Below are 17,918 nucleotides of genomic sequence, written 5' to 3'. Positions count from 1 at the left end.
TATCAGGACTTGGCGCGGAAGCTGTTAACCCGCTCCAGTACAGGGGCGATCAGGCTTTCAGCTCGACTTTCCAACCCATGGGTAAGCTGCTCAACCTGGGAACGACGGCGACCGAACTTGGCCTGCAGGCTGTCCCATTCGCCCTCAAGATGCTTTTGCTCTGCCGCCAGAAAGGCCGCGATGTTGTGTCGGTTAACCTTACCGGTGACACCGAACTGATCGAGGTGATAGCCGAGGTTGTCGATGCCCTCGAGGGCAAGGTTCAGTAATTTCTGGGTGTTCATCGGGAAACTCCGTGACAGACAAGCGTGGAAGATCAATTATCCCGCAACCTAACTCTGGTCCCTAGAGTGTGCAACCTAATTTCCTTCCACATTAGCTAATCTCTGTCTAAAAGGTAATCAATGAGCCATTCGGCGGTAACGCTGGCTGTGCATAATAGATACTGGACTCACCAAAGCGAGAACTCTAGGTTTCTTGCTTACCCCTCCAGCACAGCGCTAGCCTTACCCCGTGGATTACGGGGTTTTTTTTGCCCGCATTTTCGGTACCCAGAACAAGGTCAGGATTGATGAGTAACACATCAAACGCCGGCGGCAATCGGCCGCGCTATATCACGCCGGAAGGTGAACGGGCCCTGCGCGAGGAATTGCAGTATTTGTGGAAAACGAAACGGCCTGAAGTGACCCAGGCTGTGCGAGAAGCGGCCGCATTGGGTGACCGCTCCGAGAATGCCGAATACATATACGGCAAGAAACAGTTGCGGGAGATCGATCGCCGGGTTCGGTTTCTGAGTAAGCGCCTGGAAGAAGTCACGGTGGTTGACCGTTTGCCTGATGATCAGGAGAAAGTGTTCTTCGGTGCCTGGGTAACGATCGAAGAGGAGTCGGGTGAGGAGCAGGAATATCGATTGGTCGGCGCTGACGAGTTTGATTTGACCAGACGTTATCTGAGTATCAACTCGCCTATGGCCCGGGCGCTGATTGGAAAGCGCCTGGACGATGAGGTCAGTGTACGCACTCCGGAAGGATGGAAAACCGTGGTGATTTCGGCGATTCGATACCAGTCACCGGATCGGCTTGGGTGAAAAGCGTCACATCGTTGACGCTTTTTTGAGCATTCTGGCCGCTGAGGCGATAATATGTCCGGAAATTGGCATGCTAGGCTTGAAGGGAATTGTCAGCCAGGGATTGAGTCATGGAACAGGACACAGAACAACGGTCACGTAGGAGTAGAAACCGACTTTGGCAATCGGGACTGATTGCCGGCTTATTCGGTTGCTCGGTTATCGCAATTGCTCAGAGTGAGAGCCCTTTCGTTGACGATGGGGTGTTTGAGTACGAAGAGCGTTCAACCATCGATACCATCCCGTTTCGTTCCATAGAGGAGGACGCGCTGGCGGATACGGTGATTGAAGGTGGGCTGTCGGCGCCGGCTGCCGGTGTGCCAGTGAAACCAGCAACGGACGACGATTTCTATCTGGATCCGCTGGCATTGGAGCCACGGGATCGCCGAACCGATCTTGGCCGTTCCGAGGTTCCCGTGGAATTCCAATTTGCTAACCCGAAATCAATTCCGGGCGTCAATCACACCACGGGCTTCCAACTTCGCTTGCCGCAGAACCGAACCATCCAAAACCAGAATATCAATATGATGGAGCGCTAGGCCGCACTGAAGGCAGGGCTGCCTCAAGCTGCAGCCGTATCCCTTGACTCGACCTTGTCCAGAACATCCTCGTAGAAAAAGACGAGTGCCTGTTTCGCCTGATTCAGCCTTGCCCTCGATACCTGGGCTCGTTCGTCCAGATAGCGCAGAAATGCGTGCTGCTCCTCCTCGGCCAGCATCTCTGGATCCTGACAATCGTGGAATGTGATGAATCGGGTAATCCAGTGCAGGTAACTTTGTTCGGTTCGCTGACTCAGCTGCTGACGTTCAATGGCTTTTTTGACGCGCTTTGAAAGGCCCGGCTGGGATTGGTCCAGCGCTTGGGTATTCTCCATGGTAGATCTCTGTCGTGCTTGTTGTGCGTTTTTATTATATGCCGCGGATTCTATGACAAACGTTTAGCGGACGCAAAAATGGCAGTTGTGGTTGGATCCCGGCAGGGGCAGCCGGGATCCGGCAGGATTACTTCAGGGCGTTGAGCTTATCGATGTACTGCTGCATGGCGTCCTCGTTGGACAGGCCTTTGAGCTTTTCCCAAGCGTCGTATTTTGCACGGCCCACAAAATCCATCATGCCCGGACGTTTACCAGACACGTCGCCCTCGGTGGCCTGCTTGTACAGAGCATAAAACTCAAGCTTCATTTCGTTTGACGGCTGAAAATCGCCTTCGGCTGTCTGGATGTAGTTAACGGCCTCATCAAACTGGGCTTTCAGGTCACTCATTTCCATCTCCTTATCGGTCAGTGCGGTATCCCACAGAAGTCTTGCTGAGTATACCGGCCTGCTTTCATCCCGTCATGACCGGGCGTTCCTTTACGCCGGGGAATGGGGTATCGTCCGGAGCCAAAAAGCTGTTTTTATGGGGATTTATTTATGGCTGGCACCAATAAGCTGTCTGGTATTGTGGACAAGATTAACACCTTGCCCGAGTTTGCCCGGTCCCGGGCATTGACCCTGTTTTTCGGCAAGGTGGTTCCGTTTACCGGCACCGCAGGCATTCGTATTGAGTCGCTGGATCACGACCGCTGCGTGATCCGTCTGGTCAACAAGCGTCGGGTACAGAATCACATTGGCGGTGTCCATGCCGTTGCTTCCCTGTTGCTGGCCGAGTCCGCTACCGGGTTTCTGGTGGGCATGAATGTGTCGGATGACAAGGTTCCCGTGATCAAGACTGCCCACGCCGAATATACCCGTCGGGCCAAGGGAGACATGACCGTCGAGGCTTACCTGACGGCTGAGCAGCGCGAGCGGATTCGCATGGAGGACAAGGGCGAGGTGACTGTGCCGGTGACTATCCGAGACAGTGAGGGCAAGGAGCCCATCGAGCTGGCGATGATCTGGGCCTGGACACCGAAGCGCCGGTAAACGACGCATTGCGCATTCTGGTGACAGGCCCTGCTTGGCGGCATGTGTTCCGCTGACGCAGCTTTGGTCCCAAGCCGGCTCCAGAAACATCCCGAACCGCCGCCGAAGCCCTCTTGCTGTTTCCATGTGTGTGCTGTCTGAAGTCCTGGATCGGCTGGTCGCGGCTTGGCCGGTTCCGGTGAAGGTTGGCACCCAGGGACTCCATGCGGCAGCCGCGCTCATCATCAAGGCGGTTTAGCCTGGAAAATGTAATCTGCGAAAGCGCTGCGATTTCCAGATCGCAGCGCGCTTCGTTGTGTGCAATTAGAACAGTGGCGAGAGCCTACTGTTTGTTCTCCAGATCCCCAAACCGATCGGCAAACAAAGCCGACGACAGGTAACGCTCGGCGCAGTCCGGTAGTACCACCACGATGTTTTTGCCCTTGTGCTCCGGCTGCTGGCCAACGCGCACCGCCGCGGCCACGGCGGCGCCACAGGAAATACCGCACAGGATACCTTCCTCCTGCATCAGGCGATGGGCCATGTCCATGGATTCTTCGTTGGTGACGGTTTCCACCTGGTCCACCATCTCCAGATCCAGGTTTTTCGGCACGAAACCTGCTCCGATGCCCTGGATTTTGTGGGGGGAGGGTTGGAGCTCTTCATCGTTCAGTGTTTGGGTGATGATGGGGGAGTCTGCCGGTTCAACGGCCACGGTGGTGATCTTCTTGCCGCGGGTTCCCTTGATGTAGCGGGACACGCCAGTCAGCGTACCGCCTGTCCCGACGCCGGACACGAAAATATCTATCTCCCCGTCGGTGTCGTTCCAGATCTCCGGGCCGGTGGTGTCCTCGTGGATACGGGGGTTGGCCGGGTTCTGGAACTGTTGGGGCAGGAAATGGTTATCCGGGTCGCTGGAGAAAATCTCTTCTGCCTTGGCAATGGCCCCGGGCATGCCCTTTGCCGGCTCGGTCAGAACCAGTTCTGCACCCAGTGCCTTGAGCACCTTTCGACGCTCGAGGCTCATGGATGCCGGCATGGTCAGCACCAGTTTATAGCCGCGGGCCGCGGCAACGAACGCCAGGGCGATGCCGGTATTGCCACTGGTGGGTTCGATGATGGTCATCCCGGGTGTGAGCGCGCCGCGTTTTTCGGCGTCCCAGATCATGGCGGCGCCAATGCGGCACTTGACCGAATACGCGGGGTTACGGCCTTCGATCTTGGCCCAGATGGTGGCGCCTTCGTTAACTCGGTTCAGTTTAACCAGCGGGGTGTTGCCAATGGACAACGAGTTGTCGTCATAAATGCGTGCCATGGTGCGCTCCTTGTTGTTATCGGGGGCTCTGGAACCGCCTATTCTTTGACGGCGCGAGCCTCCAGTCGGTTCCGGCCATTCTGTTTGGCCTGATACAACGCCTGGTCCGCCAGTCGCAGGAATTCTGCGGGGGTGTCCGACGGGTCGGGAACGCCCGTTGCCAGGCCAATACTGATGGTCAGATGAATGGTCTTGCCGGAATAAACGGTTGCGCTGTCTGCTACCGCTTCGCGGAAGCGATCAAGCCGTTCGATGACTTCTTCCGGGTGATGGTAACTGGTGAAAATCACAAATTCCTCGCCACCAAAACGGGATAAGCGGTCGGTTTCCCGGCGAAAATTCCTCCGCATGACATCCGCCAGGGCAATCAGGCAGTGATCCCCGGCTTCGTGACCGTAGGTATCATTGATGGCTTTGAAGTGGTCCGCGTCGACCATGGCCACCGCCAGGCCGGTTTCGTTACGCTGGCACCACTGGAAGCTTTTGCGGAATTCCCGGTCAAAGTAGCTGCGGTTGCCAAGCTGGGTGAGGTCATCGGTGACGCTCAGGCGTGCCAGGGTATCGTTGGCAACGGCCAGTTCCCGGTTCAGCCGGTCCAGTTTTCGGTTCCAGTACACCAGCAACGAGGCGCCAATAAGGGCAATGGCCAGTACCTGCCATAACACGGTGTAATCCACCGACTGCTCGATACGAACATCTCGCCAGTAGCTTTCGAGGTTCCTTCGCTCCTCTGGTGACAGACTGGACACCACTTTCTGCATGATGCTCAGAAGTATCGCTTCGTCGTTTCGGGTGGCGACTGACAGAGACCAGTCGGCGGGGATGCGCCCGATCACCTTCAGGTCGGCCAGTCCCTGATCCTGCATGTGGTAACTGGCGGTGGGAAGTGTGGTGATGTAACCGGCCAGTTCATTTTCCTGCAGCAGTTTGAGTCCTACGCTTTCGTTCTCTACTTCAACCAGTTTCAGACTGGGATATCGGTATTTGAGCAGCTCGGCAAACGCGTAGCCCTTCACCACACCGATTTTTCTATTGCGGAGATCGCCCAATCCTTCGATGAAAGGCGTTTCAATGCGCCCCAGCACGATGTTCGGTACTTGCACATAGGGATCGGTGAAACTCAGGTAGCGCGAGCGCTCGGGTGTTTTCATGGCCAGGGGCAGCAGGTCGCACTCTCGCTCCTGCGCTGCTTCCAGGGTTTCCTGCCAGGACTTGGTGCGAACGAGCTTGAATCGAATCTGCGTCCGTTCGCTGAACATTCGCAGGGCCTCAGCGGACAAACCCGTGTGGTTCCCCGCCGAGTCAATGCCCTCCAAGGGCATCCAGTCGTGGTCAACACAGTAGGGCAGAGTGTACTCACGAGCTTCCAGCCACGCCTGTTCCTCGGTCGAAAGGTTCAGGTTCGAGGGCCCGGGAGTATTGATGTCCATTGACGCCCCAAGCCAGCGGTTCTCGATACTGCGCATTTCGGTGGTGCTGATGGACGCCATTGCCTTGTTGAGGATCTCAGCCAGGGGGTCAAGGCTGGTCTGGATGCCAAAGCGAAGGTCTTCACCGGTCTGATCCTCGAAGTTTACCTCTCCGGCGATTCGTACGCCGGGTATGTTGAGCTGTCGAACCCAGTAGTTTCCATTGGGCAGGGACGACAGCACTACATCTACCCGGTCATGTTCCAGCGCCTGGAACATGGCCTCCTGAGAGGTGAAAACCTTGACGGCGTCACCCAGAGCGTTTTTCAAATCCTTTTCATAGAAGATGCCCCCGGTAATAGCCACGTCGTAGCCCTTCAGGTCAGTGATGTTGGTCATTGAAACGCCGCCATCCCGGGTAAAGGCGACATTGGGAATGATGTAATAGGGATCGGTGAACTGGGTGAACGACAAGCGCTCCTGATCAAGGGACATGTTGGCCAGGATGTCGATCCGGCCCTCCCGGAACATGTTCAGAAGGTCGGACCACTGTCCGCTGACGGGGATGATCTGCAGGCCGGTCATCTCCGCCAGACGGTTGATGACATCCACAGAAAATCCCTGCAGCCTGCCACCCTCACGAAAACTGAAGGGGGCATAATCCTGTACAATGCCGACCCGGATCGGGCCAAGCTCCTGCAGGAATCGCTGCTCCCGATCGTTCAGCTGCATGGCGGGCCGGTCACCCACCTGGGCACCGCCAAACTCCTGCCAGCGCCGCAGCAGTTCTACCTTTCGGGATTCCGGGATTTTTTTCAGGGCGGTCTGGATGGTTTCGAAGAGTTCAGGTTGGTCCTTCTGCACGCCGATGCGCAGATCTTCCAGGGAACGCTGATTAAACGGTACGGCCCCGGTAACGTTCAGAAAATAGAAGCCGGCGGTGTCGGCATGGTATTCGAGACTGAGTCGCGGCCCGATGATGACGTCCACCCAGCCGAAGGCCAGCGCTCTCACCATGCTGGGTATGGAGTCGTAGGTCACCATATCGACGTCCTGGTCCTCCAGATAAGGCAGGTAAAACATGCTTTCAACAACACCCAGCCGGACTGCTTTCAGGTCATCGATGGATTCGATCGGGCCGGTGGGGCGACCGCTGTCTTCCATCATGTAGGTTTGCCGGATGTGATAGGGATCGGTAAACAGGACTTTGTCAGACAGGTAGCCCCGGTAGGAAATGGCGTCAATGGCATCGAGTTCGCCACGCACAAAGGCCTCATAGAGTTCGGGCCAGCTGCCGGCCCGGAACTCGAATTCCAGTCCGCTGTTGAACGAGATCTCCCGGAGGATGTCCGCCGAATAGCCGGACAGTGCGCGGCCTTCCAGAAACGAGTAGGGGGCGTTGTCGGCCGTCACACCGATCGAAATTTTATCGCTTTCACCGACGGCCTCCGCCTGGGCAATGGACCACGGCCAGAGCAGTGCAGCGAGCACCAGACAGGTCGCCCAAAGCAGAGTGGAGAGGGTTGTATCATCGGGTAAGCGGCGGTCGCGCATTATTATGTAATTTGTTGGACACGGTTACGGAATCAGTGTAGTTGGTGCACAGGCCTTTGCCTAACGGCCTGGCCCCTGGCAAGAATCAGTAACAGCCTTCTACAACGCTTAGGGACTGATACGTTCCAAAAGGAAAAATGAGGCACCGGGAGGGTAGTGAGCGGTATGGAAAACATAGACTGGGTGACCACACCTGCGGCGATCTGGCGGCGTCACCGGGCAGGACTGCGCGCCATCAGACGGCTGGATCCGGTGCAGTGGGAAAACCTGAAGGGCATCGACCGGCAGAAGCAGGCGCTGGCCAGGAACACCGAGCGTTTTCTGGCGGGAGAGCCCTCCAACAACGTGTTGCTCTGGGGTGCCAGGGGCACTGGCAAGTCGTCCCTGATCAAGGCGCTGCTGAATCGTTACCAGGGTGAAGGCTTGCGTATGATCGAGGTGGACAAGGATGACCTGGTAAACCTGCCGGAAATTGTCGATGACCTGTGTGATCTGCGTTTCCGGTTTGTCATCTTCTGCGACGACCTGTCCTTCGATGTGGGAGAATCGGGCTACAAGGCACTGAAAAGCGTGCTGGAAGGTTCGCTGGAATTGCCTCCTGAGAATGTCCGGGTATTCGCCACCTCGAACCGTCGGCATCTGATGCCCGAGTTCATGTCCGATAACCTGCGAGGCGAGAGGCACGATGGCGAGCTTCATCCGGCCGAAGCAATTGAAGAGCAGTTGTCGCTGGCGGATCGGTTCGGGCTGCAACTGTCTTTTTATGCCTTCTCCCAGGATGTCTACCTGCAGGCCATTGATGCGTTGTTCCCGGATTTTCCGGACCGGGAAACACTTCATCGGGAGGCGATTCAGTTTGCGACCTCGCGGGGCGTCCGGAATGGTCGCACGGCGCAGCAGTTTTTCCGGCACTTTTCCGTTTAAACCGATGGGTTGCTGTGACCTGCTTTGACGCAAGCATCGGTGGAGAGTTGGGAGCGGCTCTGAGAGCCCTCCTTCGTCGGACTCATGCAGGGTGCGGTAGGGCTTTTACTGTGCCTCAAAGTAGTGCCGATGACCGGTGGAGCAAAGCAGCTGGTTAAATAAAATATTCAATAAAAACAGAGAAATAAAAAACCTGAATACTTGGCCAGCTTTTTGCTCCTACACTTGTAGTGATCCGCGCTGACGGAAACAGCAAAACGATAACCCTTTTAGGAGATGTATACATGAATCTGAAACCCGGCCTGGCCTTAGTTGCCTCCCTCGCCCTGTCTGCGGGTGCGATGGCGGAAGACCCCATGAAAGTCGGCTTCGTTTACGTTGGTCCCATTGGTGACCACGGCTGGAGCTATCAGCATGACCAGGGTCGTCTTGCCGTCGAGGAGCACTTCGGTGAGAAGGTGGAGACAACCTACGTTGAGAACGTAAGCGAAGGCGCAGACGCTGAGCGGACCATTCGCCGTCTGGCCCAGGCCGGCAACGATGTCATCTTCACCACATCCTTCGGGTTTATGAACCCGACGGCTCGGGTGGCGGAGCAGTTCCCGGACATCACCTTCCTGCATGCCACCGGTTACAAGCGTGCTGAGAACCTTGGCACCTACCTGTCTGTGACCTACGAGGGGCGTTACGTCACGGGTCTGGCAGCCGGCATGGTGACGGAAACCAACACGCTGGGCTACATCGCGTCCTTCCCGATTCCCGAAGTGATCCGCGACATCAACGCGGTGTACCTGGGTGCCAAAGAAGTAAACCCGGACATTGAACTCAAAGTGGTTTGGGTGAATACATGGTTTGATCCGGCCAAGGAAGCCGACGCCGCCAGCGCTCTGATGGACCAGGGTGTGGACGTTATCGTCCAGCACACCGACAGCCCTGCGCCTCTGATGGCGGCTGACAAGCGCGGCAAATGGGGTGTGGGCCAGGCGTCCGACATGCGTAAGTTCGGTGGTGACGCGCACCTGATGTCGGTGGTTAACGACTGGGCACCGTACTACATCGACACCGTTCAGTCGGTGATGGACGGCACCTGGGAATCTCAGGACTACTGGGGTGGTATCTCCGAGGACGTGATCCAGATTGTTGGCGTCAGCGATCGTCTGACCGACGAGCAGAAGGCCAAGGTCGATGCGGCCATCGAAGCCATCGACAAGGGCGAACTCCATCCGTTCACCGGACCTCTGAAAGACCAGAGTGGCGAGTTGCGCGTGCCTGAAGGCGTGACCATGACCAACGAAGAGCTGGCAGGCATGAACTGGTACGTTGAGGGCATCACGGCTACGCTGCCGCAGTAAGCTTAATACGTTACCGAAAAGGCCGGCAGGGTTTTACCTGCCGGCCTTTTTTGTTGGGAGGCAGGCAGCAAGCCCCGGCCTGCCCACCTTCGACGCTTGCTGACGGCGGTGAACGGGCTTTTGTGCGATATCTGACCAAGTGGTCAAATCCGACAGTCTGGGAAATCTCATGCGAAGCGCACCATGGTGGTGCAATCAAGTGCTTCCATGCACTGAATTGGGCTAATCCACAGCTTGCTGGGCGTCGAGCCATTGGCCCAGTTGCTGACGCTCCTGTTCTGTCATCCCGGTGCTGTTGCCCAGCGGCATGTAATGGGAGAGAACCGCCGCCTGGCGAACTTTGTCGCTGAAGGTCATCACCAGCGACAGCTCATCCAGACGCACACCGGCCGGCGCCGACTGGAAGCCAGGATGGCTCGGGTTGGCAGCATGGCAGGCCAGGCAATGGGTTTCCACGATGGTGGTCACCGTGGCATCGTCGACCTGGGTCCCATTCTTTGCCATGGATGTGGAGCCCGGCGGGGCAATCACCCAGATCAGGAGCGCCGTCATCACGGCCGCGGTCACCAGGATGGACGGCCGGTTGATCTGGCGGTGGCGCAGGTTGAAGTAGTGGCGGGCAAACGCCGTGATGAAGCCGATGGCGGCGAGAATGGCCCAGCCATGGGGGTGCCCGTACAAGAGCGGATAATGGTTGCTGATCATGATGAACAGGACCGGCAGGGTAAGGTAGTTGTTGTGGGTCGAGCGCAGTTTGGCCAGTGCCGCCAGGCGAGTGACGCGCTCATCCGGTTCACGCCCCTGTTCCAGAACGCTGACCAGTGCGCGCTGGGACGGGACGATGCCCAGGAAAACGTTGGCCACCATAATGGTGCCGATCACGGCGCCCACATGGATGAACGCGCCCCGCCCGGAGAACACCTGGAACAGGCCCCAGTCCACCAGCACCAGAATGCCAAAGAGCATCAGGCCAAAGACTTTCCCATTATCGGCCAGGGGGCTTCTGATCATGGCCTCGTAGACGGCCATAACGGCGACCAGCGTGCCCAGTCCAATCACGATACCGGTGGTGGTGGATATGTCGGCCCTGGCGGGATCAATCAGGTAACCGGTTGAGCCCAGGTAGTACACCAGAACCAACAGGGCCATGCCGCTGAGCCAGGTGCTGTAGGCTTCCCACTTGAACCAGTGCAGCTGGGTGGGCATCTGGTCGGGGCCCAGGTGGTACTTGGCCACTTCGTAGATGCCGCCACCGTGGATGGCCCAGAGATCCCCCTTGATGCCCTGTTGCTTCTTCCATTCCGGCGGCTCCCGGAGATTGTTGTCCAGCCAGACGAAATAAAACGACGCCCCGATCCAGGCAATGCCGAAAATGACGTGCAGCCAGCGGACGATCAGCCCCAGCCACTCGTAGAGGTACGCTTCCATCACTCAAATTCCTTGTGGGTACTCAGTGGCTTTCGGGACGGAATGGACGACGATTCGGGAAGAGCCGCAGTAGCCCGGCGATACCGGATGGTGCCGCTGATGGCCGTTGCCGCGATGGCCCGGTCGTCACCGAGGATCATCAGATTGAACAGGGTCTCGGCCAGCGTCTGGCAGTAGGGCGCTTTCATGGCCAGCAGGGGTGATGCGCTCTGGTCCAGCACAATGAAATCTGCCTGCTGTCCGGTGCGGAAGTTACCCATCTCCTGGTCTCGATGCAGGACCCGCGCGTTGCCCAGTGTCGCCAGGTAGAAGGCCTGCCAGGGCGTCAGTGTCTGGCCCCGCAGCCGGCACACTTTGTACGCTTCCGCCATGGTGGCCAGCATGGACAGGCTGGTGCCCCCGCCCACGTCAGACGCCAGTCCGACCTTCACCCCCGCGGAACGGGCACTCGCCAGATCGAACAGGCCGCTGCCAAGGAAGGTGTTGGACGTGGGGCAGAACGCAATACGGCTGCCGGTTTCGGCCAGGCGCTGGCGGTCGCGATCGTCGATGTGGATGCCGTGGGCGAGCACGGTGTTTGCGCCGAGCAAGCCATAATGGTCGTAGACGTCGAGGTAACTGGAACGATCCGGGAACAGCTCCCGGGTCCACTGGATTTCGCCCTCGTTCTCCGCCCAGTGGGTTTGTACCAGGACATCCGGGTGAGCCTGTGCAAGCTGGCCGGCCAGTTCCAGTTGCTCCGGACTGGAGGTGGCGGCAAATCGCGGGGTGATGGTGTAACGCTGTCGCCCACGGTTATGCCATTTTTCTAGCAGTGCCAGGCTGTCGTCATAACTCGATCGAGCCGTGTCGGTCAGTGTGTCGGGGGCATGCCGGTCCATCATCACCTTGCCGGCGCTCATGGCCATACCCTGGTGCTCGGCCGCCTCGAACAGGGCATCCACGGACGCCGGATGAGAGGTACAGAAGATCAGGCCCGACGTGGTGCCATGGGCCAGCAGGAGCTGGATAAATTGATCGGCCTGTGTCCGGGCCCAGTCCCGGTCCGCAAAGCGGCTCTCGTGGGGGAAGGTGTAGTTTTCCAGCCAGTCCAGAAGCTGGGTGCCGTAACTGGCCATAACCGGAAGCTGGGGCATGTGCGCGTGGGTATCGATAAACCCGGGCATGAGCAGGCCACCGTCCCAGTCGGTCAGTCTGGTTGCGTTCGGCAGCCGGGGAAGCAGTGCCTCGGCGTCGCCCACCATTGCCACCTTGCCGTCGTGAACGAGCAGCAGGCCGTCCTCGAAGTATTCAATGCTGCCACTGGCCGGGTCACTGTCATTACCGGGATCGTCCAGGAAGTGAAGTACCGCACCGCGATGGGCCTCGATGCCTTCGGGCAGGGGGAGAGGGGCTGTGTTGGCCATCAGCTCCCCCTGTAGGTCGAGTAGCCCCACTGGTTGAGCAGCAGGGGAACGTGGTAATGGGCCCCGGTGTCGCTGACCTGAAAATCCAGGTTTACCTCCGGGAAAAAGGTGTCGAGCCCCTGTGCCTGATACCACTCGCCAGTCTGGAACCTCAGGCGATACTGGCCGGCTTCGAGGTCGCTAGCAAACCAGTCGGTAATGCGGCCGTCGTTATTGGTCCGGCCGGTGGCAACCAGCTGCTCCCGGGCTTCAGTGACTCGATACAGCACGACGGTCACACCGGTGGCGGGTTTGCCGCTGCCAAGGTCCAGTATGTGGGTCGTAATCGGGCTTTTGGCGGTCATACCAGTTTCTCCAGTCGCAGTTCCGTAATCTTGGCCTGTTCCTTCGCGGCGTTTTTCAGCTCTTCTTGCCGGGTGTTCGGTAGCCGGGCTTCGAGCAGGGTGAGCATCTCCATGGCGGATTTTCCCGTGGCGCAGACAATGAAAATGAAGCCGAATTTCTCTAGGTACTGGTCGTTGCCCGTTTTCAATCGGGCCAGAATCTCATCGGGTGCCGACTTGGCACCGGCCTGCTCGCCGCTGGCCAGCGCTTTGGTGTTGGCGTATTTGGCGCGCAGGCTGTTTACGTCACCGATCTTCGGGTGAGCTTCGAAGGCCGCCAGCCAGTCGGCTTCGGAAAGGGTGGGCCAGAGTGATAGGCAATGATCGATCATGTCGTCGCGGTTGGCGTAGGGGCGACCATCGATCATGCCCTGAATCCAGCCGGGGGCGGCACAGCACGACTGGAACAGGTCATAGGCCTGTTCGTGTGGCGCGAGGTTGAGTTCCTTGAGGCTCATTCCTGCAGTTCTCCGGCATCGTCTTTCTGAATCAGGCCGCGCAGTTCCCTCCACGGCAGCCCGCGCCGCGAGGATTGCTGACCCGGACTTGCCCCAAGTGTCAGCAGCTCCGCGCAAATGGAGACAGCCACCTCCATGGGGCGCTTGCCCGGAATGTCGGTACGGCCCACGGGGCAGCGGATGGTACGGATCTGTTCGGCACTGAAACCGCGGTGATCGAGCCGCTGGCGAAAGCGGTCGGCCTTGGTGTCGGAGCCAATCAGCCCAATGCCCGCGCAGTTTCCGGCCGTGAGAAGGGCGCGGCAGAGATCGAAATCCAGCTGGTGCTTGTGGGTCAGGATCAGCGCCTGTTTGCCGCTGCAGAGTGCGGGCGCGTCACCCACCGGATCATCGGTGTGGTGAATGTGAATATTGTCGGGAATTTGTGCCGGGAACTGGTTCGCCCGCTCATCCACCCAGGTTACCCGCCAGGGGAGCTCCCCGAGTATGGATACCAGGGCCCGGGCCACATGGCCGGCGCCGAAGATCACCAGTTCCTGTTCGCAGCCGGGCTGGGCTTCCAGCAGGACCGACACACTGCCGCCGCAGCACTGGCCAAGGCGGGCGCCGAGGGGAAAATGAGCCAGTTCACTGGTGTAATCCCGGCGGGCGAGGCGTTCCCGGGCCTGAGCGCAAATTCGATACTCTAGGTGACCGCCGCCGATGGTGTCGTAACAGTGTTCGCCGGTCACCACCATCTTGCTGGCCGGCTCCCGGGGGACCGAGCCGGTGACGCCAAGCACGGTAACCAGCACATAGGGCTCACCCCGGGCTTCGCACTGCGCCACGGCCTGGTACCAGTTCAGACGACGTTCCATTACGCACTCTCCTTCCGGTCAGTCAGCCAGGCTTTGCTCGCGTTGACGGCAGCCAGGACACGCTCGGGCGTTGCCGGGGCGTCCAGAGGCGGGCTGAAACGGTAGTCCGTGAGACTGGACACCGCATCGCGAAGGGCGCTCCAGACCGAGATGGCCAGCATCAGTGGGGGTTCGCCGACGGCCTTGGAGTGGAACACGGTGGCCTCGTGGTTGGGGCTGTTCTCCAGCAAAGTGACTCGCAGATCGGGCGGGCAGTCGGACGCCGCCGGAATCTTGTAGGTGGCCGGGCCGGTGGTGAGCAGACGACCTTCGTCGCTGTAGACCAGCTCCTCGGTGGTCAGCCAGCCCATGCCCTGGACGAAGCCGCCTTCGATCTGGCCCAGGTCAATATCCGGGTTCAGGGAGCGGCCGGCGTCGAACAGGATGTCGGTCCGGATGGCCCGGTACTCGCCGGTCAGGGTATCCACCACCACTTCCGAACAGGCCGCCGCGTGGGAGTAATACAGGAACGGGCGACCGGTGCCGGTGCTGGGGTCGTAGTGAATCTTTGGCGTCGCGTAGAAGCCAGAGGACGAGAGAGGGATCCGGTTCATGTAGGCGGTCTGGACAAACTCCGCCCAGGGGACCGAAAGCTTCCCCACCCGTACCCGGTTTTCCCCGAATACCACGTCGTCGGGTGCGACTGACCAGTGATCGTTGGCAAACCGGATCAGACCATCGAGAATCTTCTCGCAGGCATTCAGGGCCGCCATGCCATTCAGGTCGGAGCCGGAGGACGCGGCCGTCGGGGATGTGTTGGGGATCTTGTCGGTGCGTGTGGCGGAGACTTTGACTCGATCGATATCCACCTGGAAGGCAGAAGCCACCACCTGGGCCACCTTGATGTAGAGTCCCTGGCCCATCTCCGTGCCACCGTGGTTCACGTGAATGCTGCCGTCGGTGTAGACGTGCACCAGCGCGCCGGCCTGGTTCAGGTGCTTGGCGGTAAAGGAAATGCCGAACTTGACCGGGGTCAGCGCCAGGCCACGCTTGAGCACCGGGCTTGTGCGGTTGAAGTCCTCGATGTCGGATCGCCGCTGGCGGTAATCGGAACTGGCTTCCAGTCGCTCCAGAAGCTGGGGCAGAACATGCTGCTCGATGGTCTGGCCATAATGGGTGGTAGCCCGGCCGGGGCGGTACAGGTTACGTTTTCGGATATCGAGCGGGTCCTGGCCAAGATGGCGGGCAATATCGTCCATGGCCTGCTCGATGATCATCATGCCCTGAGGTCCGCCAAACCCGCGGAAGGCAGTGTTGGAGACCGTGTGGGTCTTGCAGCGGTGGCCGGTGACACGCGCCTGGTCCAGGAAATAGGCGTTATCGGCATGGAACATGGCGCGGTCGACGATGGCGTCAGACAGGTCGGGCGAATACCCACAGCGGGCTGCGACCATAATATCGGCACCCCTGATGGTGCCGTCGTTATCGAAGCCGATGTCGTAGGTGTTCAGGAAGTCGTGGCGTTTCCCGGTCTGGATCATGTCATCCCCACGGGACAGCCGGTACTTCACCGGTCGGTTGGTGGCCCTGGCCAAAAGCGACGCGACACAGGCAAGCGCGGCGGCCTGGGTTTCCTTACCGCCGAAACCGCCACCCATTCTCCGGACTTCGGCCTGGACCTCGTGAATCGGCAGGCCCAGCACTTCCGCCACCAGTTTTTGCACCTCGGAGGGATGCTGGCTGGAGGTGTGCACGAACACCCCCCGGTCCTCGGTAGGTTCCACCAGGCACGCCTGACCTTCAAGGTACATGTGCTCCTGGCCACCGACACGCTGCTGGCCCTGAAGCCGGTTCGGCGCACCGGCAAGGGCGGTATCCGGATTGCCCCGGCACTGGGTCTGGGTGGGCCGCACAAACAGTTGTGCGTCCAGAGCCTGCTCGACCGTCACCGTCGCTGCCAGTGGTTCATACTCGACCTTCGCCAGGCGAGCGGCCTTGCGCGCTGCGTCATGGGAGGTGGCGGCGACCGCGAAGATCGGCTGGCCAATGTGTTCCACAAGGTCGTCAGCCAGAACCGGATCGCCGGGAAACACCGGGCCGATATCCAGGTGGCCGGGGACATCGCCGGCGGTGATGACCGCAACCACGCCCGGATACTGGCGAACCGCCTCCAGATCCATGGACACAATCCTGGCGTGGGCTTGTTCACTGTGGCCAACCGCTGCGTGCAGCAATCCCTGTGGTTCGGGCAGGTCGTCGATGTAACGGGCCTGTCCGCTCACGTGTTTCCAGGCACTGTCGTGCCTGGCGCCCTGGCCTGCAAGCCCTTTGGCGCTGTGACGCGGTGTCGGGGTATTGAGGGGCAGTCTACGCATAGTCGGTCACCGTCAGAGCATCGCGGACAAGGGGGTCCGACGCCAGCAGCGCGCGTTGAAGCAGGTTGCCCGCGATCTGCAAACGATAAGCTGCGGACGCGCGGACATCGCTCAGAGGGTTGAAATCACGGCTAAGTGCCTCGGCAGCGGCTTTTACGCTGGCCTCGTCCCAGCGGGCACCACGGAGTGCCGCTTCGGCCTCCCGTGCCCGTGCGGGGGTTGCGGCCATGCCGCCGAACGCCAGCCGGCAGTCGCTGACGATGCCGGCTTCCAAGGTGATCTTGAAGGCGCCGAGTACCGCAGAAATGTCGTCATCCAGGCGTTTGGATACTTTGTAAATGAAGAGTTTTTCGCCGGGCTTCGGCACCGGAATTCGTATCGAGTGGATGAACTCCCCGGGCTTGAGATCGGTTTGCTTGTAGTCATGGAAGAAGGCTTCCACCGGCAGTTTCCGTGCTCCGTCCGGGCCGTCCAGAACCAGTGTGGCGGCCAGGGCGATCAAGGGCGGGGGCATGTCTCCGATGGGGGATGCATTGGCAATGTTTCCGCCCAGGGTGCCGCGGTTCCGGATCTGTAACGAGCCCAGGCGCTCCAGCATCGGATTGAAGGCGGGCCAGAGCTCCGACAAGGGCTTGCGGAATGCCTCGTAGGGTGTGGCGGCGCCGATCACCAGTTCGTCGTTGTCCCGTCTGCAGCCGTTGAGTTCGTGCACCCGTTCTACGCTGATGAGGTGATCGAGGGTTTGAAGTTGCTGGGTGATTTCCAGAGCCAGATCGGTACTGCCTGCCACAAGGCGGGATTCAGGGAATCGGGAACGTAGCTCGCGGAGTTCGGCCAGGCTGGCGGGTGCATCGAAGCGGGGGCCGTCGTTCGCTGCCTTCAGGGTAATGCCGCCGGTGTGGATACTGGCCAGGGCATTGGCAGAGCGATCGTTCTTCAGGCCTGCCGCAGGGTGTGAAGCGTCCGGGCTCCAAGCCTGAACCATGGCTTCGCGTCCGGCATCCACAATGGGACGGTAGCCAGTGCAGCGGCACAGATTGCCCGACAAGGCTTCCAGCAGTTTGTGGTCGTCCGGTGTGGCTGACTGGTGGTTCGCGTGTAACGCGATCAGAGACATGATGATGCCCGGTGTACAGAAACCGCACTGAGCCCCGTGTTTTTCCATCATGCAGGTCTGAGCCGGATGGCCGGGCTCCTGCTGAAAGGCTTCCACCGTGATCAGTTCTTTGCCGTGCAGGCTGCCCAGTAACGTGATACAGCTGTTAATCGCCTGATAGTGAATCTTGCCGGTTTGGTCAGGTGTTCCGGTAATGACCGTGCATGCGCCGCAATCACCGGAGGCGCAGCCTTCTTTCGTGCCCGTGAGCCGCATTTTGGTGCGTAGCCACTCAAGAACGCTCAAGTTTGGGTCGGCTTGGTCAACTTTTTCCATTCGACCGTTCAGAAGGAATTCAATCACGGTTCTCTCC

At 59.4% G+C, this 17,918-nt stretch carries 17 protein-coding genes; 5 read left to right on the top strand and 12 right to left on the bottom strand.

All coding sequences use genetic code 11. The features are described from left to right. Positions 1–2 precede the first annotated feature (2 nt). Positions 3–284, bottom strand: coding sequence for a hypothetical protein (locus QVZ43_RS05790; protein WP_223794873.1), 282 nt, complete (start codon positions 282–284; stop codon positions 3–5). A gap of 287 nt (positions 285–571) precedes the next feature. Between QVZ43_RS05790 and greB the strand changes: the two genes are divergently transcribed. Next, positions 572–1,087 carry a transcription elongation factor GreB gene (gene greB, locus QVZ43_RS05785; protein WP_302909207.1) on the top strand — a complete coding sequence of 172 codons (516 nt, stop codon included), beginning with the start codon at positions 572–574 and terminating at the stop codon, positions 1,085–1,087. Between the two features lie 110 nt (positions 1,088–1,197). Further along, complete coding sequence (locus tag QVZ43_RS05780; protein ID WP_223794871.1) at positions 1,198–1,665, top strand: hypothetical protein; 468 nt, start codon at positions 1,198–1,200, stop codon at positions 1,663–1,665. A 23-nt stretch (positions 1,666–1,688) separates the two neighbouring features. On the opposite strand, the gene QVZ43_RS05775 is transcribed toward QVZ43_RS05780, so the two are convergent. Continuing rightward, complete coding sequence (locus QVZ43_RS05775) at positions 1,689–2,000, bottom strand: site-specific integrase (RefSeq protein ID WP_223794870.1); 312 nt, start codon at positions 1,998–2,000, stop codon at positions 1,689–1,691. Positions 2,001–2,127: 127 nt separating this feature from the next. Further along, the gene (locus QVZ43_RS05770; protein ID WP_223794869.1) at positions 2,128–2,388 is read right to left on the bottom strand and encodes an acyl-CoA-binding protein; all 261 of its coding nucleotides are present in this window, start codon (positions 2,386–2,388) and stop codon (positions 2,128–2,130) included. Between the two features lie 150 nt (positions 2,389–2,538). Between QVZ43_RS05770 and QVZ43_RS05765 the strand changes: the two genes are divergently transcribed. Next, positions 2,539–3,030 carry a DUF4442 domain-containing protein gene (locus QVZ43_RS05765; RefSeq protein WP_302909206.1) on the top strand — a complete coding sequence of 164 codons (492 nt, stop codon included), beginning with the start codon at positions 2,539–2,541 and terminating at the stop codon, positions 3,028–3,030. A gap of 322 nt (positions 3,031–3,352) precedes the next feature. On the opposite strand, the gene cysK is transcribed toward QVZ43_RS05765, so the two are convergent. Together cysK and QVZ43_RS05755 are read right to left on the bottom strand one after the other, a co-directional pair. Then, positions 3,353–4,324 (bottom strand): cysteine synthase A, encoded by a 972-nt coding sequence (cysK, locus tag QVZ43_RS05760; RefSeq protein WP_302909205.1) that lies wholly within the window; start codon positions 4,322–4,324, stop codon positions 3,353–3,355. Between the two features lie 38 nt (positions 4,325–4,362). Beyond that, positions 4,363–7,287 carry a transporter substrate-binding domain-containing diguanylate cyclase gene (locus QVZ43_RS05755; protein WP_223794862.1) on the bottom strand — a complete coding sequence of 975 codons (2,925 nt, stop codon included), beginning with the start codon at positions 7,285–7,287 and terminating at the stop codon, positions 4,363–4,365. A 165-nt stretch (positions 7,288–7,452) separates the two neighbouring features. Here QVZ43_RS05755 and QVZ43_RS05750 point away from each other — a divergent pair, with 165 nt between their 5' ends. Then, positions 7,453–8,211, top strand: coding sequence for an ATP-binding protein (locus QVZ43_RS05750; protein ID WP_302909204.1), 759 nt, complete (start codon positions 7,453–7,455; stop codon positions 8,209–8,211). A 284-nt stretch (positions 8,212–8,495) separates the two neighbouring features. Then, positions 8,496–9,563, top strand: coding sequence for a BMP family ABC transporter substrate-binding protein (locus QVZ43_RS05745; RefSeq protein WP_223794860.1), 1,068 nt, complete (start codon positions 8,496–8,498; stop codon positions 9,561–9,563). Between the two features lie 222 nt (positions 9,564–9,785). Here the strand turns inward: QVZ43_RS05745 and QVZ43_RS05740 are convergent, their stop codons facing one another. The 7 genes from QVZ43_RS05740 to xdhA are packed head-to-tail and all read right to left on the bottom strand — an operon-like array spanning position 9,786 to position 17,908. Next, positions 9,786–10,991 (bottom strand): urate hydroxylase PuuD, encoded by a 1,206-nt coding sequence (locus QVZ43_RS05740; protein WP_302909651.1) that lies wholly within the window; start codon positions 10,989–10,991, stop codon positions 9,786–9,788. Beyond that, the gene (gene guaD / locus QVZ43_RS05735) at positions 10,991–12,397 is read right to left on the bottom strand and encodes a guanine deaminase (RefSeq protein ID WP_302909203.1); all 1,407 of its coding nucleotides are present in this window, start codon (positions 12,395–12,397) and stop codon (positions 10,991–10,993) included. Before guaD ends, QVZ43_RS05740 begins: the two co-directional genes overlap by 1 nt. Then, positions 12,397–12,741, bottom strand: coding sequence for a hydroxyisourate hydrolase (gene uraH, locus QVZ43_RS05730; protein WP_223794858.1), 345 nt, complete (start codon positions 12,739–12,741; stop codon positions 12,397–12,399). Before uraH ends, guaD begins: the two co-directional genes overlap by 1 nt. Beyond that, positions 12,738–13,238, bottom strand: coding sequence for a 2-oxo-4-hydroxy-4-carboxy-5-ureidoimidazoline decarboxylase (gene uraD, locus QVZ43_RS05725; protein WP_302909202.1), 501 nt, complete (start codon positions 13,236–13,238; stop codon positions 12,738–12,740). The genes uraH and uraD overlap by 4 nt, the downstream gene beginning before the upstream one ends. Continuing rightward, on the bottom strand, positions 13,235–14,095 hold the full coding sequence (xdhC, locus tag QVZ43_RS05720) for a xanthine dehydrogenase accessory protein XdhC (protein WP_302909201.1): 861 nt from the start codon (positions 14,093–14,095) through the stop codon (positions 13,235–13,237). Before xdhC ends, uraD begins: the two co-directional genes overlap by 4 nt. Continuing rightward, positions 14,095–16,449, bottom strand: coding sequence for a xanthine dehydrogenase molybdopterin binding subunit (gene xdhB, locus QVZ43_RS05715; protein WP_302909200.1), 2,355 nt, complete (start codon positions 16,447–16,449; stop codon positions 14,095–14,097). Before xdhB ends, xdhC begins: the two co-directional genes overlap by 1 nt. After that, the gene (gene xdhA, locus QVZ43_RS05710) at positions 16,442–17,908 is read right to left on the bottom strand and encodes a xanthine dehydrogenase small subunit (protein WP_302909199.1); all 1,467 of its coding nucleotides are present in this window, start codon (positions 17,906–17,908) and stop codon (positions 16,442–16,444) included. The genes xdhB and xdhA overlap by 8 nt, the downstream gene beginning before the upstream one ends. Positions 17,909–17,918 lie beyond the last annotated feature (10 nt).

This window comes from Marinobacter suaedae, from assembly GCF_030519635.1.
Lineage (GTDB): Bacteria > Pseudomonadota > Gammaproteobacteria > Pseudomonadales > Oleiphilaceae > Marinobacter > Marinobacter suaedae.
This window is presented reverse-complemented; position numbering and strand designations above follow the sequence as displayed.